Below are 21,295 nucleotides of genomic sequence, written 5' to 3'. Positions count from 1 at the left end.
ATGACAAAACTTACCGTTCAAACCCGCTGCGGCGCACTGAAAGGAACTGCCGGCCGCGGTGCCCGCACATGGAAGGGCATACCGTACGCGAAGCCGCCCGTCGGAGAGCTGAGATTTAAAGCGCCGGAGCCGCCCGCACCTTGGGACGGCGTAAAACATGCCGATTCGTTCGGACCGGTTTGTCCGCAGCCGGATGATATGCTGTCCATATCGTTTTCCGGGGATATACCGCCTCAATCTGAAGATTGCCTTTACCTCAACGTTTTCGCCCCCGATTCAGAGGGCGAAAAAAAGCCTGTCATGGTATGGATACACGGCGGGGCATTTTATTTAGGTGCCGGAAGCGAACCGCTTTACGACGGATCTGCCCTTGCCGCTGAGGGAGATGTCATTGTCGTGACACTCAATTACAGGCTCGGACCGTTAGGCTTTTTACATTTGTCTTCTATTCATGACGCATATTCCGCCAATATCGGGCTGCTCGATCAGATCGCCGCGCTGCGCTGGGTGAGGGACAATATCTCCGAATTTGGAGGAGACCCGGATAACGTCACGCTATTTGGTGAATCGGCAGGCGGCATGAGCATCGCCTCACTTATGGCAATGCCTGACGCAAAAGGTCTGTTTCATAAAGCCATTTTAGAAAGCGGCGCCTCTCATACGATCCCGGCGGACATGGCAAAAGACATCGCGGCGGCATTTATTCATGAAGCCGGCACTGATCAATTGCAGGAGCTTTCCGTTAATGACCTGCTTAAGACTGCGGATAAAGTGCGGCGCTCACTGGATCAAAACATTTTTCAGCTTTTGTTTCAGCCCGCCATCGATCCGGCCACATTGCCTGCGGAACCGGTGAAAGCCATAGCAGACGGGGCCGCAGAAGGCATACCTATGATCATCGGAACCAATCGTGATGAAGCATATTTGTTTTTCACCCCTGATACAGACATTCATTCCGAGAAAAAGCAGCAAGATTATTTGCATTATCATCTTGGAGAGAACTGCACCGAGCAAGCGGCAGATTTATATCCGCATTCATTAACGGGACAAATCGATATGATGACGGATCTGATTTTCTGGCGGCCGGCTGTCGCTTTCGCACAAGGACAGTCGCAACACGCACCGGTCTGGATGTACCGCTTTGATTGGCATGGCGAAACACCGCCGTTTCATAAAGCCGTTCACGCTCTGGAATTGCCGTTTGTGTTCGGAAACTTTGATTCTTTGAGAAAGACGCTGCAAGAGCCGCTCGGTGATGACGCAGAACAGCTTTCCAAACAAATCCAATCCGCATGGCTCGCTTTTGCAAAAACCGGAAACCCGAACACCTCTCACTTCAATTGGCCTGAATATGAAACCGATTCACGCGAAACTTTGCTTTTCAACACGGATACCGCTGTCGAAAGTGATCCCGATTCAGCAAAACGCCGCATCCTGTTTCAAGCCTAAAAAACGCCAAGGGAGCCGGCTCCCTTGGCGTTTCATTTTCATCTTACTTCAGACATCAGTCAGCTTCGCGGCATATCCATTTCCGCATTACCCCTGATATGTTATATTCCAACCCAATACGTTAACCAAACATTCATAAAGGAGTTTCTATATGGAGAAATCAAGTATTATCGGCACAGCTGCCGTTATAATCGGGGCGCTTATGACCTTAGTTTCATTTATCTTCCTGCGCGACACTGATTTCTATGCCGTGAGGTGGATAGGGGTTGTTATCATGGTTGCAGGGTTTTCATGCGGTCCGGCCCACACCATTTCAAAACATAAAAACAAACATGAAAAAGAAACCCGGTAACCTTTACTGGGTTTCGTTCATACCTTTCATTTTATCTCACTTCATAATGCAACTCCGCAAATTGTTTGTAACGCCTGACATCAGTCAGCTTCAGTCCTGTCTCCCGGTCTCCGGGTTTAAACAAAGAAATTCCGCGGCCGAGCAGAACGGGGGCGATCTGAATGATAAACTCATCGACAAGTTTTTCCTCCAAAATCGGGTGCAGCAGATCACTCCCGCCGACAATCCAAATCCGCTTGCCTTCTTGGCATTTCAATGCTTTTATAAAATCGGCAGGCTCTTCATGAATAAACCGCACATGTTCAGTACGCCCTGTCAATGTCCGCGAAAACACATAGCATTCTTTACCTTTGTACGGAAATTCCTCAGGCAATAAAACCAATATTTCCTCGTATGTTTTTCTGCCCATAATGATCGTATCGACAGATTCATAGAAAGCTTCATAATCGGTGCTGTCTTCACCTTCAGTTCCGATTAACCAATCTAAAGAATGATTTTCCCGCGCAAGATAGCCATCTGCGCTGACAGCTCCGTAAAAAACGAGCTTTCTTTGACCGCTCATAAAATCCCTCCCCCTTTTTTATTATACCTTAAACATGCGGGTGAAATGAAAAATGATAGAATCGGATAAAAACCGCCGTTACCGGGTTTTCGTTTCTTCCTGCTTTGGAGATGCTGTTAATATGCCGTCTATCCATCTTCCGGTAATCGGCATAAAGAAATGAAGGATGATCCCGCCTAAACAAACGGTTAATAACGTTCCGATGCCTACCGGACCTTTTAGCATCACGGCCAGTATGAAAAATATGAAGTAAATGACCGTTCTTGAAAAAAAGATGCTTCTCCCGGTTAATTCGCGGACAATTAACGTTAATTGATCAACCGGGATCGGTGCGAAATTTGTGTGCAGGTAGGTTGCGGTTCCTATCCCTATCACAACTAAACCGATTGCAAAACAGCCCGCCTTTCCGTACCATAGTTCAGGCGTTATGACTCGATGCAGAAAAAAAAGCCACATATCAATCCCGATTCCCGTTATAAACGCCGTAATCATCCCTGAAAATTCCGGTCTTTGCCTTTTTAACATTGAATTACAGCAAATTAACAGGAAAGCAATGATGATTTCCCAGCTTCCCACGGTAAGCCCTGCATGGACGGACAATCCCACAATAAGCGCATCAAAAGGCGACGTTCCAAGATCTGATTGAATCGTGACAGAAATACCAAAGGTCAAGATCATGATTCCTAAAACATAAAAAACATATTTCACTTTATCGTCCTCATTTTCTAATTTTATGTTGCAAATACAACAAAATTACGATATGTTTACTATACGGTATTTTTATTGCAAACACAACAAAAAAAACAGCTGATATGATAAATGAAGAAAGGAGCTGTATGACCATGAGTATTAAATTAAAAAAGTGCAGCCTTAACGATATAACAGAGCTCCGGGAGATAAGCATTGAAACATTCAATGATACATTTAAAGATCAAAATTCACCTGAAAATATGAAAGCTTATTTGGAAAATGCATTCCGCTCTGAACAGCTGAAAAAGGAATTATCCAATCCGTCTTCTCAATTCTATTTTGTTTATTATCATCATGACCTTGCGGGGTATGTAAAAGTCAACATGAACGAAGCACAGTCAGAAAAAATGGGGGAAGACTCTCTTGAGATTGAGAGAATTTATATAAGAAAAAGCCATCAGAAACACGGGCTTGGCAAATATCTGCTGAATGAAGCTGTGAAAATCGCAACAGCACACAATAAAAAGAACATCTGGCTGGGCGTATGGGAAAAAAACGAAAATGCAATCGCCTTTTATCAAAAAATGGGGTTTGTCCAAACCGGAGAACACTCTTTTTATATGGGGGATGATAAACAAGTCGACTTTATCATGACCAAAACCCTGTCGTAAAAGGATACAAAAAACCCGGCCAAGCTGCCGGGTTTTTCTCTTATTTTAATTTTCCCGCACGGATATCATCGGTCATTCCTTCGTACGGCGCTTCTGAAATCAATGTTTCGTTATTGATTCCTGCATTGTTGAGATACGTAATATCCGCAAACTCGGGAACGACATATTTCGGGTACGTTTCATATTTCTCACGTGACTCTTTCATCACGTCAATGTAATCATTTTGGTAGCACACCGTGATTTCCGGATGCTCATGCACCCATTTCGGGAAGAAAATAATTCCGTGCATCCGTTTTTCATTCGGCATAAAGTTTAAGGAAACGTCTGTGCCTGTCGGTTCAGTCCATGACACTTTGTATACGCCTTCTGTCAGCTTGACGATATTCACTTCCTGGTCGCGCACCCAGCGGCCGCCTACCATTCCGCTATGAATCCGATAGTCGATCGTATGATCATTTTTAATATAGATTTCATACTCCCAGCCGTTTTCATACGTGTAAATCATATGGCTTCCGATAAAGTTTTCCATGTTGACTCACTCTCCATCTTATTATTGAACTTCATAAATATCTAACCGAATGTCATCCGGCAATCTGACCGCAGCCCCGATAAACAGCCGGTCCTGCAGATGCTGATATGCCTCACTGCTTGTTTCAAACACAGGCACAGTGCGGAAATACACGTGCTCGGGATCAATGATGCGGTTCACTGACTCATAAATGACTTTTTTAAAGAAAGTTCATTCAAGGACGTATCACCTCCCGAGACATTATGTTTATTTAAACATGTAACTATTTACACGTTTAATTGTAACGCTGTTAAAATGGACTGTCAAATAATGAGCTTTTTCCGGTTATGTTTTACCCGGAAAAAGAGATGTTCAATAAAAAAAGACAAGGGCGGCAAATGCCGAAACCCTTGTCTTTTTCATTAAGCTCATCTATAAAAAACGCAGACGAGCGTCTTCTTAGTAATCACAATCTTTATCTCTGCATCCTTTCTTACTTACAGCGTCTATTGAGTGCCCCATGATCTTGTCATTTGCTTTATCATAAATACCATCAAATTTATTCGATGTATCACCGTTGTAATAGCCAAATACCTCTATCCCGCCCATTGGATCTATCTCGTATTTATCTTTAAATGTAACGTTATGTATACCTTCATAATTCGCTTTGATAATTTTCTCCATTCGTTCTTGCGCAATCTTTATCTCTTCAGCCTGAACATTTTTATCATTCATACTCTTCATTATAAAACCTCCGGCTGCTATAAAAATAACCACGAAGATCAAAACGTATTTTTTCACAGAACTCATCCTTTCCATGAGTTATGACGGAGCTCGCGGACTAGAAAAATGGTGGTGACATCCGATGCATTTAGGCGTCTTAAGATTTTTCTTCAGTGTCCGCAGAGGATCATATAAGCGGCAATCCAGAGTACTTCTTTATTCCAGCGTCTTTTTAGTATTCACATTTTTTTTCTGACATTCGGGTTTCTCTTCTGCATCGACTGACGAAACTCCTATTTCATCATTCGTTTTGTCATAAAGTCCGAAAAATTCTTTTTCATTATTACCATTCAAGTACCCCCTAATGGAAATTTCCCCCATAGGGGTATGTAATGTGTTTTATATTTTTGTAATTAGCTTTTATATAGCTTTCCATTTTATCTTTCACTTGGATAAAAAGTTCTTGCTCTGCTTCTTTTTTATCATGGTGGTACTTCATGTAGATACTTCCTGACACTATAGTTATTACAAATATCAGGACAACCATGTATTTCTTCACAGACTCATCCTTTCTTAGATTAAATTTACATCAACCTCAGGGTGTTGTACATGTCTAAAAAACATCAACGTATCAAGTATCAGTGATCGAGAATACTTTTTTATAAGCGTTAGTTATAATTAGATCTAGGTTAAATGAAGTGATGAAGGAGAAGGGAATTCAAAGCCAAAAGGGTTTGGCTGATTTAGTTGGTTCTACTGAGGTTACGATAAGCAGATTTAAAACAAATACAAGATATGATATCACAACACTATTCATTATTAACAGAGGATTAAATGTATCTATGGAAAATTTGTTTTATGTCCAGGAGATTAGAGGAAGAGCAATACAGCAAAATTAGCCCAGCTCGATTGAGCAGGCTAATTTATCTTGTACAAAGCTTATCTTTACATTCTTCTTTTGGTTCGGCATCAACCGTATATGATAATATTTCTTTATTGCCTGGATCATATAGACCTTCAAACTCTTTTTTTCCATTAGTATAACCCTTAACACTAATACCGCCCATTGGGTTAATATAGTAATCCTCGAAAAAATGGATATTATCCACATTTTTATAGTTCGTTGTTAAAAACTTTTCCATATGATTCTGGGCTTCTTCGAATAACGCAATCTCTTTTTCCTTTCGATCATACTGATGCTTCATAAAAAGTCCCCCAACTGCTATAATTATTAAAATAAGGATAATTATGTACTTATTCATTTTCATTTGGAAATCAACTCTTTCCTATAAATAACTGTCGTTCTTAAGTAAACGAAATGAGCGAAAACTTGATATGAATATACTTTCAGCATGTCAAAAGCAAAGCTAACCAATTCAGAATTCATCGCGATTGTTACTGACAAGTTAAGATTGGAACTTAAAGCGAGTAAAATGCTGATCTGACGTTTTTCCTAACGTTGAGTTGTCATGATATTTGTACGCGGTTATCGTTAATATCGGGGATACCTCGACAAATGAGACGGGTTTGAACTGTATGAGAAACATATCACGAATTTTGTAAGATAATTAAACAAAATAAATACCCACTCATCCTGAGGTGGGTATTTTATCTTTCTTCGGCATTGACCACTGAAATACCTATCTCCTTGTTCGTTGGATCATATATACCGGAAAATTCTTTTTCTTTATTATTATTTATGTAGCCTGAAACTTCAACTCCGCCTGTCGGATCGATATTGTAGTCTTTTGAAAAATGAACTTCCTGTACATTTTTATAGTCTTTTTTTAAGTAAATCTTCATGTGCTCTTGCGCCTCAATCACAAGTTTTTCTTCGTTTTTATGTTTATCATATTGACGCTTCACGAAAAAACCTCCCACTGCTATAATTATAACAATTAGGATAATAATGTATTTTCTCATGCGTATCATCCTTTCGGAACTATTTTACAATATAAGAAAGGTGATGTATATATGCCAAAAGGAAAAGAAATAACCGTCTCTAATGTCACAGATAAAGAATATTACCGTTTGAGTCAAGCAGCTTATAATTATAAAATGTTAGCCCTGCATACGAAATATAAAACACCTTATAAAATAAGTAAGACGTCATATTGGTACGTTGAGAAAGTGAAGCAGGATTCTGATACGGGTCTTGATGCCTTTGTATTCTCAAAAGGCATCAAGACAAAAAACGGAAAATGGGTAAAATCAAAAAACCCCGAAAACGTGGTCGTCGCTTTTGCGGGAACCGATATCGGAAAAGACCCGATCAATGACGGCGTAAAAGCGGACGGCGGGAATATTGTTTTCGGAAATGATCCGCAAAAAGAAGTGTATTATATTGTAAAAAAAGACGCGGAGGATACCTCGAAAACGCTCGGAACCTATCACGGAACGCCCTCTCAAGACGCCATGCTCACAACCGGAAAGTATAAGCTGATAACGAAAACATCGCAAATCGATCAAGCCGATCAGCTGGTACGCAGCGTAAAGAAAAAGTATGCCGGAACGTCAACGATTATTTCAACAACCGGCCATTCACTCGGCGGCGCTGAGGCCGAATACAGCGCAGTGAATAATGATGTGTACGCCGTCGCGTTTAACAGCCCCTCCGTCGTCAAACTGCACGATGAAGAAACACAGAAAGACATCAACAGCGGCATATACGATCCATACATCCGGTCCATTATCAATCCGGACGACATGGTCGGGGCAGGTTATTGGAACGAATATGACCGCCACAACGGGACAACAATTTATACGAAAAACCCCTCGCTCTCACAGTTCAGCCGGAAGCAGCGGCTTGGCGGGAACTTAAACGAGCAGATCAGCAAGAATCTAACTTATTTCTTCACTACGGTCATTCTGAGAAATCCGGATACACACGGCTTAAACGAAGCGAATTTCATATTTGACCGAAACGGAAACATCACAAATCCGAATGGTGATGAATTAGTTTTCGATAAAAACCTCGGCGCTCTCCTGCCGGCCGGTGCGATCGGAAGCGGAGACGCGATAAAAGTAACGCCGAAAAACGCAAAGAAGCTGGCTGAAAAGGTGCAGGCCATGACTGAGGATTTGCGGACGATGAAAAAAGAAGCGCAGAACGCCTATCAAGAGCACGATGAAAAAATCGCCGAGCTGAAAACGGAATTTTACGGCCAAGTTGGGCATGGCTTGTTTGATCAGCTTCAAGCACAGGACGTGACCAATACAATTGAAGATATTGCGCAATCCTACGATAAAGGCCCGATTTTTTACGACACACAGGCTGAGCAGGCGTTTATTGATTCTTTGCAGGCGGCGATCACGGACCTTGAAGAGATCGGCGGATTCTTACATAAAATAGCGGACGAATTTCAGGAAAAAGACCAGATGCTCGCAAACTGGTTAAGATGATAGAGGTGGATACATAATGCCGACATTAGACGAACTTTTAGAACACAAGGACGACCCGATGAAGAAAAGGCTGCAGCGGCAGATGCTGAAAACCGTCATGACACAGGCAGCGGAGACAAAACTGGAGACAGTGCGCCGAACGCTGAAACCGACATTCGAAATGGATACTTTGAAAGATGAATTATATGAAGTGTATTCAGCCTTATTGAACAGCTTCGAAGGCAAGGCGCAAAAAGCTCTCGCACAGCGGATCAGTGAAAGTGCGCGGCTGATTGCCGGAACCGAACATAACAGAGACACATTCGTTAACAGTTTCAAAACAAGATAAAATAAAAAAACCTCGCAGATTATCATCTGCGAGGTTTTTCCTATCGTCTTAACTGAGACGCGCTCGGAGGGATTCGAACCCCCGACAGACGTGGTACCGGAAACCACCGCTCTATCCAACTGAGCTACGAGCGCACGTTTTTTCAATCAGATACCTTTATATTATAATAAAGAAACGAACAGAAAGCAACTCTTTTTTGATTATACACAACAGGATTATGCAGCGTCCTCATGCAGCATAATCCTGCATCATTTAACGGCATTGATTTTCACAAAAAACTTATTTCAGGCGGACTGCCCCCGGCTCGGTACATTTTCAGCCGCTTCAGAAAAAGCGGCAATCACTCGTTTCAGCTTTTTTTCCAAATGTCTTTTAACGTCCAATAGGTGAATTCCTCAACCTTTACGGCGCCTTTCTCAGAAAACAGCTCAATCCCCAATCTGCCTTCATTCGGATAGATACGGCTTGTCATCGTTGTTTCTCCATGATTGGCGAATACTTCAATCGAGGATCTGTCAATAAAGATACGCAGCGCCAGCTTGCCGTTTGCATCCAGCCGCACCCTTCTCACACCGTCTTTCGCTTTCCCCATCTTAGTGCAATCAAGTGTCAGCTTTTTATCCGTTAGATTGTATGTCAGCACAAGTTCTTCTTCGTCAAGGCCGCGAATTTTAAAACCTGCCGCTTCGGCATCAGAATCGTTTACATCAAACACGGCTCGGACTTCAAGCAGGTCTTCGGACGTCTTTGCCAAGTAACTCCCTGAAATCGATCGTCCGGCACATTCCCGATATTCCATTTTCCGCAGCTGCTTGGTTTCTTCCACGGGATTCATCAAAAGTTTATGATCATCACGCAAAGTCAGTTCTCGCGGCAAAGTCAGTGCACCGCACCATCCGTCTGCTTTTGTCGGCATCTCAGATTCCCACATATCCATCCAGCCGATAGCAATTCTGCGTCCTTTATCATCTAATAATGTTTGCACGGCGTAAAAGTCATGGCCGTGATCCAGTTCTTTAAAAGCGCCGTGTGTAAATTTGTTTGTTTCATTATTATAGTCACCGATTAAATAGCCGGTTTGATGTAAATTTTGATAGGAATCACCGTCCGCTTCAATACCCTGTGGCGAAATCAGCAGGACATGTTTGCCGCCTAGTTCAAAGAAATCAGGACATTCCCACATATAGCCGAGATTACCGTCACTTTGGGCGAGAACCCCCGCGTATTCCCAATCACGCAAATCAGGTGAACGGTATAAAACGACCCGTCCGACGTTTTCTTTTGAAGAGTTGCCGATGACCATATACCAAACATCGCGATGCTTCCATACTTTCGGATCGCGGAAATGACGGGCGCTGTCTTCCGGCGGTTCCGCAATAACAGGGTTTTCCTGAAGTTTTTCAAACACGGTGCCATCTTGGCTGACAGCGATATTTTGAGTTTGATAGAATAGGTCTTTCTCTTGATCAATTATATTATGTCCTGTATAGATGAGGGCCAATCTTCCATGATCATCGACCGCGCTTCCCGAAAAACAGCCGCTTTGATCGAATGCGTCGCCCGGAGCTAAGGCAACCGGCAGGTGCTCCCAATGAATGAGATCTTTACTTTTTACATGTCCCCAATGCATCGGCCCCCAATGCTCATCATACGGATGATGCTGAAAAAAGACGTGGTATTCTCCTTTAAACTGAATAAGCCCGTTCGGATCATTGATCCAATTCGCCCGGGGCATAATATGGTACCCCAATCGATACCTTTGTTTCACTTTACCCTCGGCTTCCTTCAAAGCTTCTTCCGCCTGCTGAATTCTGTCCATTTGTAACATCCTCTCTATCCGATTTTTTGCAGACGCTGGACACGCCTGCTGTTTTGTTTCGGGCCCAATAAAGTAAATATGGAGATGACGGTAAAACCAAAGACGACGATTCCCATGATGAGATAGGTTTGACGGAACCCCGCACTGTCATATAATCCTCCCGCAAGCGGCGACAGAATCGACGCGCCTGCCTGAGATGCGAATTGAAAACCGACGAGATAAAGGATGGACGACAGACGCGTATCAAAATTGGCAGCCAAATATTTAAAAACGGCGATCAGCATAATCGGCAATTCCAGTGCGTGGATGAGTTTCATTGATGAAATGCCTACAGGCTCAACTGCAATTCCGGACCCGACGATGCGGAAAGCCATTAAAAACCCCGCTAAAATCAAACTGTTTTTCGCTCCGAACTTATTGACGATAAAAGGCGCAAGAAACATCATGCCGGCCTCCAAAAACACCTGGAATGAATTCAGATAGCCGAATACTTGGTTACCCATCGACACTGAAGGAAACAAAGACGCATAGTAGATCGGGAACTGCTGATCATATACGCCGTAAATGCAAGTCACCCCGATAATGTACATCATAAAAAACCAGAAATCTCTTAATAAAAAGAGCCGCCCCACATCTTTTAACCGGACCGAATCCGCTCTGTTTTTCTCATGATCGGTCATTTCTATTTTCACAGACATGATAATGGCCGTTAATATGACGGCTGAAACAGAGGCGATCCAGAAGTTGATATTGGGATTGATATTGAAAAGCTGCCCTGCAAAAAATGCAGCCGCCGCCCAGCCCAGCGAGCCCCACATTCTTGATTTTCCATACTCGAAATCATACTTACGGCTGACCTTTTCAATGTACGTTTCAATCGCGCCTATTCCCGCTAAAAAAGCGGCTCCCAAATATAAGCCTCCGACAACGGCGCCAAGAAAGACGTTGTATTGTAAAAGCGGCCCATAGACGAAGATATAAAACGGACCCGTGAATATGAGAAGACAGCTGATCATAAACAATATCTTTTTCTTCAGCCCCAATTTGTCAGAGATAAAACCGTAAAGAGGCTGCATGCACAGGGCAAATACGGCGTTTACAGAAAAGATAATGCCTGTCGCTGATCCGTTTAAATTGATTTCCTGCCCTAACCAAATCGCAAATAAAGAATAGCTGGAAGACCAAGTAAAAAAGAAAAAGAAGAAATAAGCACTCAGTTTCCAATACAGACTTTTTGAGCTTTTCATTTGCACCGCTCCTTTAATAGGACCTTTTAACAGCCGTTTTAGAGCCGCATACTTCCTTCTTCATATTCATCACATACATGCGAGCTCCGAGTAAGCGCTTACTTTCCGCCGCTGCTTGATTCCTTCACTTTATTGCCGCCAGCCATCTCTCCATACCCATCACTTCCCTTCACTCCATAAATAAAGCGCTTTCAAAAAGAATTGTATGTCAACCGGTTTCATATGTCAATCGGTTGACATAACATTTTCTGATTATTCCAATCAAACAAAATGCACCCTCTTTATATGAAAACAGAAACATGGAATGTCCTTGCACATGTCAGCCTGATTCTCTAAAATAAGTGCGTGACGGAAATTGTAAGCCATTTCAGTAAGCAGGAGGGCACGGGAATGAAGCCTAACATTCATGATGTTGCGAAAATAGCGGGAGTTTCATCTACAACCGTTTCGCGGGTATTAAATAACCGCGGCTATATCAGCGAAAAAACAAAAGAAAAAGTGTACAAGGCGATGGAAGAAATCAATTACTTTCCAAACGATCTGGCCCGCTCTTTATTCCGAAAACGAACCAATTTAATAGGACTTATCATTCCAAACTCCAGCAACCCGTTTTTCGGCGAACTCGCCTTTCATATTGAAAGCAACTGTACGTCCATGGGCTACAAACTGCTGCTTTGCAACAGTTTACATCGAAAGGATAAGGAAGAAAAATATTTGGAGATGCTGATAAGAAACCAAGTGGACGGCGTGATCGCCGTGACTTATAACCGGGGAATTCTCAATTATCACAAGCAGAATCTGCCGATTGTCGCCATTGATCATTACTTATCGGACACGATTCCCGTCGTCGGCTCAGACAACTATGACGGCGGAAAAAAGGCGGCTGAACTGCTGATTGAAAAAGGGTGCCGGCACATCGTCCATCTCAACGGCCCGATTGAACTCGAAACACCGGCAAACCTCAGAAGAAAAGCATACGAAGACGTCATGCATGAACACGGACGGAAGCCTATTACATATGAAGTACCCTTTTATCAGCATTACCATGATATTATTTCAACATTATTCGATGAACAGCCTGACACCGACGGAATTTTTGCCAGCGATGATATCATGGCGGCTGCCGTGATGAACGAGGCTAAAAAACGGGGGAAAGACATCCCGAATCAATTAAAAGTGATCGGTTATGACGGCACTGAAACCGTTCAATCGGTTCTGCCGGACTTGACAACCATCCAGCAGCCGATCGAATTGATTTCCAAAACAGCCATCGAGATTTTAGCAAAAGAAATTGAAGGCGAATTTGATGATTTGCCGCTGGAAACGTGTTTGCCGGTACGGCTTTTGGAAGGACGGTCAACGTAGTCAGACCGTTCAGCCGTATGTACCGACGGAACTGCGGTCTATTTTGAGCGCTCCGGCCATATCATTTTCTCAAGGCTCCGGCGCTGATCATCCTCATTTCCACTTTGCTGTTTGAACTTTTTGTTTTATGGGAAAAATGGTGTTAGAAGAAAAGGTTGGCATTTTGGTCAGCGTTTTGTTTGACCTTTATTGACCAAAAATGTATCATGTAAATACATACTTACCTAAAAGGTGAAGGAGGAGCATTATGAATTTAATACCTACAGTCATTGAACAAACGAACCGCGGAGAAAGAGCTTATGACATTTACTCCCGTCTTTTGAAGGACCGTATTATCATGCTTGGATCTGCGATTGATGACAACGTTGCGAACTCCATCGTGTCACAGCTTTTATTCCTTGAAGCGGAAGACCCTGAAAAAGATATTTCCATTTACATTAACAGCCCTGGCGGATCAATCACTGCCGGTATGGCAATCTATGATACAATGCAGTTCATTAAACCGAAAGTATCCACGATCTGCATCGGTATGGCCGCTTCTATGGGAGCATTTTTACTTGCAGCCGGAGAAAAAGGCAAACGTTACGCGCTTCCTAACAGTGAAGTTATGATTCACCAGCCGCTTGGCGGAGCGCAAGGACAGGCGACAGAAATTGAAATTGCGGCAAAACGCATTCTCTTGCTTCGCGACAAATTAAACAAAGTGCTTGCTGAACGTACCGGCCAGCCGCTTGAAGTCATTGAGCGCGATACAGACCGCGACAACTTCAAATCAGCTGATGAAGCCTTAGAATACGGCTTAATCGATAAAGTGCTGACACGCAATACGGAAGACCAGAAGTAATGCCTCAGAAACCTGCAAGAGATGATGTCTCTTGCAGGTTTTTTTATGCTTTATTCCCATTCAAAAAAGTAATGAATGCTTTGACGACAGATAATTCTAACGCTGAAGAATCATACATGAGCCAAGTATCGCGTATCACAGGCTCGTTATTTTTATAAGACAGCGCCAATGTGTATAATTCATCAGAAGGCTGAAGACAGATTTCCGGCACAACAGAATAACCGAGGCCGTTTTTCACCATCTCTTTACAGGTTTCCTGCCTGTCTACCTCCATTGCAATGAAAGGCGGTTCAGTAAATTGGTTATTCCACCATTTTTGAATCAAACTTTTCAAAGAAGCATCAGTTTGATAATAAATCATCGGCAATTTTGGAAGGTCCTCACTGTTGATTTCAGTTTTTGAAATAAGGTACAGCCTCTCTTCATTCAGCAGTTGTTTTTCCCCTTGCCAATCATAATTTCCCCTCATAATCCCAAGGTGTACCCCCGAATGATGAAGCAGATCCATCACCTTCGCACTCCATCCCGTATTGACGTGGAATTGAACAGACGGATACTGATCAGAAAACCGTTTTAGAATCGCCGGGAGCTTATACTGAGCAAAATTGCTTGAGACTCCTAATCTGAGAACCCCGCTGACTTCATGGCTCATATTGAGCATATCATCCTTCACTCTTCTGAACTCCTGCAGCATCTCTTTCGAATAATCAACCAGATGTTCACCTTCTGAAGTGAACTCCATCCCTTTTTTTCTTTTATAAAAAAGGCGCACTCCGAATTGTGCTTCCAGGTTTTTGAGCCGATAACTTAACGCCGGCTGTGTCATATATAATCGCTCTGCCGCCTTCGTCATATTTTTTTCTTCGAATAATGTAATGAGCACAATCCAATCCTTTTCATCCATATGAAATCCCCCAAAATATTTTTCTGCTATAAAATTTTCTCATATTATAAAAGTTTTTTATTCAACTTTATAAAAATTATATGTTTTACTTATAATCCTTATTTATCATACGATATCTTCCAAAGGGACCGGTACCTTTTTATCCACACAAAATGATGTAAGGATGAGACAGCATGGAAAAAGTTCCTGTAACCGTTATGAGAGGCGGCACCAGCAAAGGCGTTTTTATTCTTCAAAAAGACATGCCAGACGATACAAACCTATGGAGCGATTTTCTTTTAGACATTATGGGGAGCCCTGACGAGAGACAAATTGACGGTCTCGGCGGCGGCCATTCTCTCACAAGCAAGGCAGCCATTATTAAGAAATCCGCCAGAAAGGACGCAGATGTTGAGTATACATTTGCGCAGGTCAGTCTGACTGACAAATTTACCGACTTCAAAGGCAATTGCGGAAATATCTCTTCTGCCGTAGGCCCTTATGCTATTGAGAAAGGGCTCGTTCAAGCTGAAGAGCCGGTGACAACAGTCAGAATTTTAAACACAAACACTCAAAAAGTGATCGCAGCAGAAGTTGAAGTCAAAAACGGAACATTTCATTATCAGGGAGACTGCTCGATTCCGGGGGTTCCAGGTACAGCTTCTCCTATTTATCTTTCATTTCACCAGGCTGAAGGAGCGGTGACCGGTAAGCTGTTTCCCACTGGTCAGCCTATTGATGTTCTCGATACACCGTATGGAAATATCTCGGTATCGATTATTGATTACGCCAATCCGCTTGTCTTTGTAAAAGCAAAGGACATGGGGCTTACCGGCTTAGAACTTCCGGATGAATATACCCCGGATATATTGGAAAAGCTCGAAATGATCCGATCGATTGCAGCCGAGAAATGCAGATTCGCTCCGAGACATGAGGCTGCTGCAAAATCACCGGCCGTACCAAAACTGACATTAATCTCATCTCCAGCGGATTATATCGATACAAAAGGGATAAAGAGACATGCAGAAGAGATGGATCTTGTCATTCGTATGATGTCCATGCAAAAACCGCATCAAGCTTTAGCCATTACAGGGGCGGTATGTACGACTGCCGGCATGCTATTGCAAGACACAATATTATCTGAATTTTCATTCTCCGGCAGAACGATCCGATTGGGGCATCCAAGCGGTATTTTAAAAACCGAGGCAGATGTTGATCCGGACGGAACAACGATTAAAGTAGTACGCACAGCAAGAAAAATCTCTGAAGGCTATGTGTTTACTAAACAAAGTTACAACATGAATACGCTGAATCACATTGGTTAATACCGTCTTCAGACAAGTCAAAGATAAACGGAGGAATACGAGATGATCAATGTAAATGCGTCTAATCGATTAAACAGACTGCCTTTTTCAAGGGCCCATCAAGCAGTGCTCGTTATCCTTTCATTCGCTTACTTTTTTGATTTTATCGATTTAAATACGTTTTCGTATGCGGCGCCTTCACTTTTAAAGGAATGGAACATATCCACTCATACCATCGCTTTTATTACGTCTGTCTCCTATTTCGGGATGTTTATCGGCGCCTCTGCCGGAGGATGGTTTTCAGACCGTTTCGGAAGGAAAAAAGGTTTAATTCTGGTTGTCACCTTTTTCTCTTCCTTCTCCCTCCTCTCTTCTCTGGCTTGGAACCCAGAAATACTCGGTGTTTTTAGATTTCTTACGAGTTTAGGTATCGGCGCCACAACGATTGTGGCAAGTACGTATATCAGCGAATTTTTCCCATCCGCAACTAAGGGAAAATACCAGGCAATCTGTATTACAATCGGCATATGCGGAATTCCTGCGGCCGGCTGGGTGGCTAAATTGGTCGTGCCGTCCGCCTCTTACGGCTGGCGGTTTATCTTTCTATTCGGCGCGGTCGGTATTTTTTTTCCGCTGATCGCCAGAAAACTGGAAGAATCACCGAAATGGCTGGACACGAAAGGAAAAAGCGAACAAGCACACCGCATTCTGCTTGAACTGGAGGCAAAAGCAGAAAAAGAAAAGGGTGAACTGCCTGAACCAGCTCCGGCTCTGCAAAGCAGCCAAACCGCTGTAAAATCCGTTCCATATCGGACGCTGTTTCAAAAGCCTTTGGCAGGAAGAACTTTTGTTTTAATGACGATGTGGGCAGCTTCCACGATTGCCATTCAAGGCTTTGGCACGTGGGTTCCCACCCTTCTGGTGAAAGAAGGCGTATCAATGGATGAGTCTATCGTATACGTCACTCTGGGAACGATCGGTGCCCCGCTGGGCGCTCTCATTGCGTCGCAAATCTCTGACCGTGTGGATCGAAAGTGGGCCATTTCTGTTTTATCGTTAATTATTATGGCGCTTGGATTCTTTTACGGCATCAATCCTTTGCCGATGGTCATTATCGTATGCGGATTTCTCATGCATATGTTTGAGCGTACTTTCAGTTCGATCGCATATGCTTATACGCCGGAATTATATCCGGTTGAAGCCAGGGCATCTGGAAATGGCCTCACTTACGGCGTAGGACGTCTTGCAAATGTAGCCGGTCCCTTTGTCGTCAGTTTCCTGTATTCAGGCTACGGATTTTTAAGTGTTTTCTTATTCTTTACAGGCTGCTGGTTTCTTTGTGCACTGACAGTCGGTATATTTGGAATCGGTTCAAAAAAACAAAAGATGCAGCAGGATGATTTCATATCGGAAGAAACATTCGTACAACAAAAGTTGTAAACGCATACAGTCTGCAAACCGCAAAACATCCATCTCCTCTGAGGAAATGGATGTTCTTCTTTCACCCCCAACAGCATTCTCATTCGCATCTTATTCTCAGCCATATCTCTTATTACGAAGAAAGGCGTGGTACGCACGAGAAAGAGAAAAGAACTTTCCGTCAGAATAAATTAGATGCAACCGCCGAACAATTTTCCTTCAGATGCCGAAACATATTTCAGACCTCTTCCTTTACAATTCCCGCCATTTCTTATCTAAAATCGGGTATGTATACCGATTCATCTGCTCAATCAGCTCATCCGGCCGGGAGGAACTGTGTATCAGCTTTAAATGAGACTCATTCGAAAATCCTTCCTGGATGCTGTACTTGACCATCTTCATCATCGGCTCAAAATACCCGTTCACATTGTACAGTCCGATCGGTTTTTGATGAATGCCGATTTGCGCCCAGCACAGCACTTCAAATAACTCTTCATATGTTCCGAAACCGCCGGGCATGGCAATGTACCCGTCGGCAAGTTCACTCATTTTCGCTTTCCGCTCATGCATGCCGCTGACTTCAATCAGCTCCGTCAGATTCTGATGAACAATCTCTCCGCTGAAAAGCCCGCTCGGCATGACGCCGACAGCTTTTCCGCCGCCTGCCATTAACGCATCAGCAACGGTTCCCATCAGACCGACCCGTGAACCGCCGTAAACAAGGCCGATTCCCTGCTCCGCCATATATTCACCCAGTTCGGCCGCTTTGCGTTTGTACTCTTCATTTACCCCCGGGTTTGACCCCGCAAATACACAAATGGTTTTCATTTTTTCATCTCCGCATCTATATATGTACATCAATAAATCAAAATACACTATATATTGTCCCATCTCTATATGATAATATCAATAAGAATCATACAGGACATAAGGAGTGTTTCACATGCAGATGGCTGAAGCAGAACAATGGACGAAAGATTTTTACGAAAAACGAGGATGGACGGCGTACGGGCCATTTATCAGAATCGGCTTTTTAATGGAAGAGGCGGGTGAGCTCGCCCGGGCGGTAAGAGCATATGAAATCGGCAGAGACCGGCCGGATGAAAAGGACGCAACCCAGGCTGAACGCAGACAGGAGCTGATTGAAGAAATGGGTGACGTCCTCGGAAATCTGGCTATCCTTGCCGATAAGTACGGAATCACGTTAGAAGATGCGATGAAAGCCCATCAGGAAAAACTGATCAAGCGCTTTGAAACCGAATAAAAACACGGCCTGTCCGCTTTTTCATGGACAGGCCGTATCTGAATTTATCCCGTTATCTCGTCCTGATGCTCAAAGAAATGCTGTTTCCCGATTTTATGAAACAGCCCCGTCTTCCGGATCAGCTCTCTCGGCTGTGATTGCAATCCGACGATCATCAATCTCCCGTTATGCCGTTTGATCCGGTTCATCACATTCCCCAGCACCGCTTCTGCGGAGGTATCCATGTAATGCACATTATTCATCAGCAGAATAAGCGTCTTCGGCTTTTCCTGAAGCCTCTCCAGCAGCGATGATTCCAGTGAATCAATTGAACCGAAAAACAGCGGCCCTTCAATGGAATATGTGCTGACGGACGAATCATTTTTAACCGATTTGACAGCGGCATGCGGTGTTTTAATGCTTGTTGATTCGCTCATCTTTCTGATAAAGAAAACAAAAGCGAGCACGAGACCGGCAGAAACGCCGATGATTAAATCAAACAGAACCGTCAGCAAAAAGGTTGCCGCCAGTACGAATGAATCAGTGTTTTTCAGCCGCATCATATTGGCGACTTCCCTCCGCTCACTCATGTTCCAAGCCACTACCATCAATACCGGCGCCATGCTTGCCAGCGGTACGTGAACGGCAAGCGGGGCGAAGACGAGCAGGACGAGGAGGACGGTGACTCCGTGGACAACACCGGAAATCGGAGAAACTGCGCCGTTTTTAATATTTGTTGCGGTCCGCGCAATCGCTCCCGTTGCCGGTATGCCGCCGAAAAGCGGCGCTGCCATATTGGCGATGCCCTGCCCGACAAGCTCCCTATTGCTGTCATGCCGTGATCCTTTCATATTGTCCGCGACCATCGCCGATAATATGGATTCAAGTCCGCCGAGAAGCGCAATGATCAGAGCCGACGGAAACATCATTATCATGTTATCAATTGAGAAATCCGGAAGCTGGAAAGCCGGAAGCTGCCGCGGAATTTCCCCGTAAGCAGAACCGATTGTCGCCATTTTGTCAGGAAAAAACACGACCGCCGCGGCTGTAGAGACAAGCAGCGCCACAAGCGCGCCGGGAATCTTCGGCATCAGCCTGGCTGATAACAGCAAAATGGCCAAAGCAATTCCCGCGATGAGGATACTGTACAAATTAAAGGTTCCGATCTTCTTGCCTATTTCCGCAATGTTGAGGATAAAGCTTTCATGCTTTTGGATATCGCGCAGACCGAGAAAATGGGCAATCTGCTCCGAGAAAATCAGCACCGCGATCCCGGCCGTAAATCCGACGATCACCGGCTTCGGCACGAATTTCATAATCTTTCCGAGCTTAAATACGCCAAACAGAACGAGCATGACGCCTGCCATAAAACCGGCTACAAGTAAATTCTCAAAACCATACTGCATCACAATGGCAAATAAAATGGGAACAAACGCCCCTGTAGGCCCGCCGATCTGATATTTAGAGCCGCCCAACAGCGAAATCAGAATTCCGGCCACAATAACGGTGTAAAGCCCGTATTCCGGACCGACCCCCGAGGCGATGGCAAAGGCCATTCCCAGTGGAATCGCTACAATTCCGACCACAATTCCCGCGATTAGGTCTTTCTGAAATTTCTGCAAATTGTACCCCTGGTATCTGCCGGTAAATTGCATCGTCAGCTGCATCCTCCTTTGACTGTTTCATAACCGTCAACGACTACATCCAGCGTCCCCGTTCCCGGATCGATCACCAGCCCGTGCACCGGCACCTCTTCAGGCAAGAGCGGATGATGCCTGACCATATTCACGCTGTGGGCCACGCTTTCTTCGACGCTGTGAAAACCGGTCAGCCATGTTTCCAAATCGACTCCCGCATGCTGCAGAAGGCTCAGACATTTGTCCTCCACGCCGCGCTCTTTTGCTTTATTTAATATGGAAGCCGCATTTAATCCCGACATTCCGCACTCGCGGTGACCTATGATGCAGACTTCCTCTGCCTGCAGTTCATAAACGGCAACCAAAATGCTCCGCATGACACTTCCAAATGGGTGAGAAACAATGGCTCCCGCGTTTTTTATGATTTTGGCATCGCCGTTTCTGAGTCCCATCGCCTGCGGCAGAAGCTCCGTCAGCCTTGTATCCATACAGGATACGATGACAAGCTTTTTTTTCGGGAATTTTGTCGTTTGGTAAGGTTCATATTTCCTTTCTTGGACAAACTGCTGGTTGTGCTCCAAAATGCTTGATAAAGAAACCATTTTTCTATTCATCTCCCATCCGATTGTATTGCAAGCCTTCTTACCCAGCTTACAGTAAGGAATTATAGCACAGAAAAAGGCCTCAAAAGCGCTTTCAAAAAAAGACACGATAATTTGACTGTAAATTCAGATTATATTCATTTATATCTTTCAAAAATAATAAAATTTATCTTTACACCAACCTATAAAGCTTTTAAAAACAGCGGTTCCGCTCATTTTGCCTTCAGAAATATAGGCGGATTCTGTT

General features: G+C 43.8%; 25 protein-coding genes, 1 tRNA gene and 1 pseudogene. 12 read left to right on the top strand and 15 right to left on the bottom strand.

Features of this window, described 5'->3' with window-relative positions:
- Nucleotides 1–1,449 (top strand): carboxylesterase/lipase family protein, encoded by a 1,449-nt coding sequence (locus tag ACWJJX_RS08220; RefSeq protein ID WP_326358653.1) that lies wholly within the window; start codon nucleotides 1–3, stop codon nucleotides 1,447–1,449.
- A 151-nt stretch (nucleotides 1,450–1,600) separates the two neighbouring features.
- A complete protein-coding gene (locus ACWJJX_RS08215; protein ID WP_014418938.1) occupies nucleotides 1,601–1,801 on the top strand; it encodes a hypothetical protein in 201 nt (66 codons plus the stop codon).
- A gap of 31 nt (nucleotides 1,802–1,832) precedes the next feature.
- Here the strand turns inward: ACWJJX_RS08215 and ACWJJX_RS08210 are convergent, their stop codons facing one another.
- Nucleotides 1,833–2,363, bottom strand: coding sequence for a dihydrofolate reductase family protein (locus ACWJJX_RS08210; protein ID WP_454022885.1), 531 nt, complete (start codon nucleotides 2,361–2,363; stop codon nucleotides 1,833–1,835).
- Nucleotides 2,364–2,441: 78 nt separating this feature from the next.
- Nucleotides 2,442–3,071 (bottom strand): YczE/YyaS/YitT family protein, encoded by a 630-nt coding sequence (locus tag ACWJJX_RS08205; RefSeq protein ID WP_077722886.1) that lies wholly within the window; start codon nucleotides 3,069–3,071, stop codon nucleotides 2,442–2,444.
- A gap of 134 nt (nucleotides 3,072–3,205) precedes the next feature.
- On the opposite strand from ACWJJX_RS08205, the gene ACWJJX_RS08200 reads away from it, so the two are divergent.
- Nucleotides 3,206–3,724, top strand: a complete 519-nt coding sequence (locus ACWJJX_RS08200) for a GNAT family N-acetyltransferase (protein WP_070082421.1) — start codon at nucleotides 3,206–3,208, stop codon at nucleotides 3,722–3,724.
- 40 nt (nucleotides 3,725–3,764) lie between these two features.
- On the opposite strand, the gene ACWJJX_RS08195 is transcribed toward ACWJJX_RS08200, so the two are convergent.
- The 4 genes from ACWJJX_RS08195 to ACWJJX_RS08180 form a co-directional block, all read right to left on the bottom strand.
- Nucleotides 3,765–4,253, bottom strand: a complete 489-nt coding sequence (locus ACWJJX_RS08195) for a phenolic acid decarboxylase (protein ID WP_014305882.1) — start codon at nucleotides 4,251–4,253, stop codon at nucleotides 3,765–3,767.
- A 21-nt stretch (nucleotides 4,254–4,274) separates the two neighbouring features.
- Nucleotides 4,275–4,433, bottom strand: a complete 159-nt coding sequence (locus tag ACWJJX_RS08190) for a DUF3237 family protein (RefSeq protein ID WP_007407401.1) — start codon at nucleotides 4,431–4,433, stop codon at nucleotides 4,275–4,277.
- Nucleotides 4,434–4,691: 258 nt separating this feature from the next.
- The gene (locus tag ACWJJX_RS08185) at nucleotides 4,692–4,976 is read right to left on the bottom strand and encodes a DUF1433 domain-containing protein (protein ID WP_454022952.1); all 285 of its coding nucleotides are present in this window, start codon (nucleotides 4,974–4,976) and stop codon (nucleotides 4,692–4,694) included.
- Nucleotides 4,977–5,316: 340 nt separating this feature from the next.
- A complete protein-coding gene (locus tag ACWJJX_RS08180; protein WP_411814021.1) occupies nucleotides 5,317–5,454 on the bottom strand; it encodes a hypothetical protein in 138 nt (45 codons plus the stop codon).
- A 199-nt stretch (nucleotides 5,455–5,653) separates the two neighbouring features.
- Between ACWJJX_RS08180 and ACWJJX_RS08175 the strand changes: the two genes are divergently transcribed.
- On the top strand, nucleotides 5,654–5,854 hold the full coding sequence (locus ACWJJX_RS08175; RefSeq protein WP_454022884.1) for a helix-turn-helix domain-containing protein: 201 nt from the start codon (nucleotides 5,654–5,656) through the stop codon (nucleotides 5,852–5,854).
- 24 nt (nucleotides 5,855–5,878) lie between these two features.
- Here the strand turns inward: ACWJJX_RS08175 and ACWJJX_RS08170 are convergent, their stop codons facing one another.
- Nucleotides 5,879–6,223 (bottom strand): DUF1433 domain-containing protein, encoded by a 345-nt coding sequence (locus ACWJJX_RS08170; RefSeq protein WP_436335238.1) that lies wholly within the window; start codon nucleotides 6,221–6,223, stop codon nucleotides 5,879–5,881.
- Between the two features lie 66 nt (nucleotides 6,224–6,289).
- On the opposite strand from ACWJJX_RS08170, the pseudogene ACWJJX_RS08165 reads away from it, so the two are divergent.
- A pseudogene (locus ACWJJX_RS08165) lies at nucleotides 6,290–6,400 on the top strand (sporulation transcription factor Spo0A); the annotation flags it as partial.
- Nucleotides 6,401–6,563: 163 nt separating this feature from the next.
- Here ACWJJX_RS08165 and ACWJJX_RS08160 read toward each other — a convergent pair.
- A complete protein-coding gene (locus ACWJJX_RS08160; protein WP_165698143.1) occupies nucleotides 6,564–6,878 on the bottom strand; it encodes a DUF1433 domain-containing protein in 315 nt (104 codons plus the stop codon).
- Between the two features lie 51 nt (nucleotides 6,879–6,929).
- On the opposite strand from ACWJJX_RS08160, the gene ACWJJX_RS08155 reads away from it, so the two are divergent.
- Nucleotides 6,930–8,357: a lipase gene (locus ACWJJX_RS08155; RefSeq protein ID WP_454022883.1), complete on the top strand. Its 1,428-nt coding sequence runs from the start codon at nucleotides 6,930–6,932 to the stop codon at nucleotides 8,355–8,357.
- Nucleotides 8,358–8,373: 16 nt separating this feature from the next.
- The gene (locus ACWJJX_RS08150) at nucleotides 8,374–8,685 is read left to right on the top strand and encodes a hypothetical protein (RefSeq protein ID WP_156735832.1); all 312 of its coding nucleotides are present in this window, start codon (nucleotides 8,374–8,376) and stop codon (nucleotides 8,683–8,685) included.
- 58 nt (nucleotides 8,686–8,743) lie between these two features.
- On the opposite strand, the gene ACWJJX_RS08145 is transcribed toward ACWJJX_RS08150, so the two are convergent.
- The 3 genes from ACWJJX_RS08145 to ACWJJX_RS08135 all read right to left on the bottom strand — a co-directional run bounded on the left by ACWJJX_RS08145 (nucleotide 8,744) and on the right by ACWJJX_RS08135 (nucleotide 11,751).
- Nucleotides 8,744–8,819, bottom strand: a tRNA-Arg gene (locus ACWJJX_RS08145).
- A gap of 215 nt (nucleotides 8,820–9,034) precedes the next feature.
- Complete coding sequence (locus ACWJJX_RS08140) at nucleotides 9,035–10,504, bottom strand: glycoside hydrolase family 32 protein (protein ID WP_454022882.1); 1,470 nt, start codon at nucleotides 10,502–10,504, stop codon at nucleotides 9,035–9,037.
- Nucleotides 10,505–10,518: 14 nt separating this feature from the next.
- The gene (locus ACWJJX_RS08135; protein ID WP_025853519.1) at nucleotides 10,519–11,751 is read right to left on the bottom strand and encodes an MFS transporter; all 1,233 of its coding nucleotides are present in this window, start codon (nucleotides 11,749–11,751) and stop codon (nucleotides 10,519–10,521) included.
- Nucleotides 11,752–12,141: 390 nt separating this feature from the next.
- Between ACWJJX_RS08135 and ACWJJX_RS08130 the strand changes: the two genes are divergently transcribed.
- Both ACWJJX_RS08130 and clpP read left to right on the top strand, forming a co-directional pair.
- Complete coding sequence (locus ACWJJX_RS08130) at nucleotides 12,142–13,116, top strand: LacI family DNA-binding transcriptional regulator (protein ID WP_278071337.1); 975 nt, start codon at nucleotides 12,142–12,144, stop codon at nucleotides 13,114–13,116.
- A 247-nt stretch (nucleotides 13,117–13,363) separates the two neighbouring features.
- The gene (gene clpP, locus ACWJJX_RS08125; RefSeq protein WP_003151513.1) at nucleotides 13,364–13,960 is read left to right on the top strand and encodes an ATP-dependent Clp endopeptidase proteolytic subunit ClpP; all 597 of its coding nucleotides are present in this window, start codon (nucleotides 13,364–13,366) and stop codon (nucleotides 13,958–13,960) included.
- Nucleotides 13,961–14,003: 43 nt separating this feature from the next.
- Here clpP and ACWJJX_RS08120 read toward each other — a convergent pair whose 3' ends face one another.
- Complete coding sequence (locus ACWJJX_RS08120) at nucleotides 14,004–14,864, bottom strand: LysR family transcriptional regulator (RefSeq protein ID WP_003151510.1); 861 nt, start codon at nucleotides 14,862–14,864, stop codon at nucleotides 14,004–14,006.
- A 173-nt stretch (nucleotides 14,865–15,037) separates the two neighbouring features.
- Between ACWJJX_RS08120 and ACWJJX_RS08115 the strand changes: the two genes are divergently transcribed.
- Nucleotides 15,038–16,168, top strand: a complete 1,131-nt coding sequence (locus ACWJJX_RS08115; protein ID WP_102422873.1) for a 2-methylaconitate cis-trans isomerase PrpF family protein — start codon at nucleotides 15,038–15,040, stop codon at nucleotides 16,166–16,168.
- A gap of 42 nt (nucleotides 16,169–16,210) precedes the next feature.
- Nucleotides 16,211–17,587, top strand: a complete 1,377-nt coding sequence (locus tag ACWJJX_RS08110) for an MFS transporter (protein WP_102422872.1) — start codon at nucleotides 16,211–16,213, stop codon at nucleotides 17,585–17,587.
- Between the two features lie 231 nt (nucleotides 17,588–17,818).
- Here ACWJJX_RS08110 and ACWJJX_RS08105 read toward each other — a convergent pair whose 3' ends face one another.
- The gene (locus ACWJJX_RS08105; RefSeq protein WP_015387658.1) at nucleotides 17,819–18,394 is read right to left on the bottom strand and encodes an LOG family protein; all 576 of its coding nucleotides are present in this window, start codon (nucleotides 18,392–18,394) and stop codon (nucleotides 17,819–17,821) included.
- Between the two features lie 115 nt (nucleotides 18,395–18,509).
- Here ACWJJX_RS08105 and ACWJJX_RS08100 point away from each other — a divergent pair, with 115 nt between their 5' ends.
- Nucleotides 18,510–18,830 carry a MazG nucleotide pyrophosphohydrolase domain-containing protein gene (locus ACWJJX_RS08100; protein WP_003151506.1) on the top strand — a complete coding sequence of 107 codons (321 nt, stop codon included), beginning with the start codon at nucleotides 18,510–18,512 and terminating at the stop codon, nucleotides 18,828–18,830.
- 44 nt (nucleotides 18,831–18,874) lie between these two features.
- On the opposite strand, the gene ACWJJX_RS08095 is transcribed toward ACWJJX_RS08100, so the two are convergent.
- Both ACWJJX_RS08095 and ACWJJX_RS08090 read right to left on the bottom strand, forming a co-directional pair.
- Nucleotides 18,875–20,464, bottom strand: coding sequence for a SulP family inorganic anion transporter (locus tag ACWJJX_RS08095; RefSeq protein ID WP_025853522.1), 1,590 nt, complete (start codon nucleotides 20,462–20,464; stop codon nucleotides 18,875–18,877).
- Between the two features lie 2 nt (nucleotides 20,465–20,466).
- Complete coding sequence (locus ACWJJX_RS08090) at nucleotides 20,467–21,048, bottom strand: beta-class carbonic anhydrase (RefSeq protein ID WP_003151503.1); 582 nt, start codon at nucleotides 21,046–21,048, stop codon at nucleotides 20,467–20,469.
- Nucleotides 21,049–21,295 lie beyond the last annotated feature (247 nt).

The sequence above is a fragment of the Bacillus sp. YH3-2-B2 genome (assembly GCF_053663335.1).
The sequence above is the reverse complement of the archived record's forward strand: the minus strand, read 5'-3'. Positions and strand labels throughout refer to the sequence as shown.

What these genes read in the sequence shown, in the direction of transcription:
- ACWJJX_RS08220 (WP_326358653.1), top strand. Translation starts at nt 1, where the DNA reads ATGACAAAACTTACCGTTCAAACCCGCTGCGGCGCACTGAAAGGAACT.
- ACWJJX_RS08215 (WP_014418938.1), top strand. Translation starts at nt 1,601, where the DNA reads ATGGAGAAATCAAGTATTATCGGCACAGCTGCCGTTATAATCGGGGCG.
- ACWJJX_RS08210 (WP_454022885.1), bottom strand. Translation starts at nt 2,363, where the DNA reads ATGAGCGGTCAAAGAAAGCTCGTTTTTTACGGAGCTGTCAGCGCAGAT.
- ACWJJX_RS08200 (WP_070082421.1), top strand. Translation starts at nt 3,206, where the DNA reads ATGAGTATTAAATTAAAAAAGTGCAGCCTTAACGATATAACAGAGCTC.
- ACWJJX_RS08195 (WP_014305882.1), bottom strand. Translation starts at nt 4,253, where the DNA reads ATGGAAAACTTTATCGGAAGCCATATGATTTACACGTATGAAAACGGC.
- ACWJJX_RS08185 (WP_454022952.1), bottom strand. Translation starts at nt 4,976, where the DNA reads ATGAAGAGTATGAATGATAAAAATGTTCAGGCTGAAGAGATAAAGATT.
- ACWJJX_RS08180 (WP_411814021.1), bottom strand. Translation starts at nt 5,454, where the DNA reads ATGAAGTACCACCATGATAAAAAAGAAGCAGAGCAAGAACTTTTTATC.
- ACWJJX_RS08170 (WP_436335238.1), bottom strand. Translation starts at nt 6,223, where the DNA reads ATGAAAATGAATAAGTACATAATTATCCTTATTTTAATAATTATAGCA.
- ACWJJX_RS08160 (WP_165698143.1), bottom strand. Translation starts at nt 6,878, where the DNA reads ATGAGAAAATACATTATTATCCTAATTGTTATAATTATAGCAGTGGGA.
- ACWJJX_RS08155 (WP_454022883.1), top strand. Translation starts at nt 6,930, where the DNA reads ATGCCAAAAGGAAAAGAAATAACCGTCTCTAATGTCACAGATAAAGAA.
- ACWJJX_RS08150 (WP_156735832.1), top strand. Translation starts at nt 8,374, where the DNA reads ATGCCGACATTAGACGAACTTTTAGAACACAAGGACGACCCGATGAAG.
- ACWJJX_RS08140 (WP_454022882.1), bottom strand. Translation starts at nt 10,504, where the DNA reads ATGGACAGAATTCAGCAGGCGGAAGAAGCTTTGAAGGAAGCCGAGGGT.
- ACWJJX_RS08135 (WP_025853519.1), bottom strand. Translation starts at nt 11,751, where the DNA reads ATGAAAAGCTCAAAAAGTCTGTATTGGAAACTGAGTGCTTATTTCTTC.
- ACWJJX_RS08130 (WP_278071337.1), top strand. Translation starts at nt 12,142, where the DNA reads ATGAAGCCTAACATTCATGATGTTGCGAAAATAGCGGGAGTTTCATCT.
- clpP (WP_003151513.1), top strand. Translation starts at nt 13,364, where the DNA reads ATGAATTTAATACCTACAGTCATTGAACAAACGAACCGCGGAGAAAGA.
- ACWJJX_RS08120 (WP_003151510.1), bottom strand. Translation starts at nt 14,864, where the DNA reads ATGGATGAAAAGGATTGGATTGTGCTCATTACATTATTCGAAGAAAAA.
- ACWJJX_RS08115 (WP_102422873.1), top strand. Translation starts at nt 15,038, where the DNA reads ATGGAAAAAGTTCCTGTAACCGTTATGAGAGGCGGCACCAGCAAAGGC.
- ACWJJX_RS08110 (WP_102422872.1), top strand. Translation starts at nt 16,211, where the DNA reads ATGATCAATGTAAATGCGTCTAATCGATTAAACAGACTGCCTTTTTCA.
- ACWJJX_RS08105 (WP_015387658.1), bottom strand. Translation starts at nt 18,394, where the DNA reads ATGAAAACCATTTGTGTATTTGCGGGGTCAAACCCGGGGGTAAATGAA.
- ACWJJX_RS08100 (WP_003151506.1), top strand. Translation starts at nt 18,510, where the DNA reads ATGCAGATGGCTGAAGCAGAACAATGGACGAAAGATTTTTACGAAAAA.
- ACWJJX_RS08095 (WP_025853522.1), bottom strand. Translation starts at nt 20,464, where the DNA reads ATGCAATTTACCGGCAGATACCAGGGGTACAATTTGCAGAAATTTCAG.
- ACWJJX_RS08090 (WP_003151503.1), bottom strand. Translation starts at nt 21,048, where the DNA reads ATGGTTTCTTTATCAAGCATTTTGGAGCACAACCAGCAGTTTGTCCAA.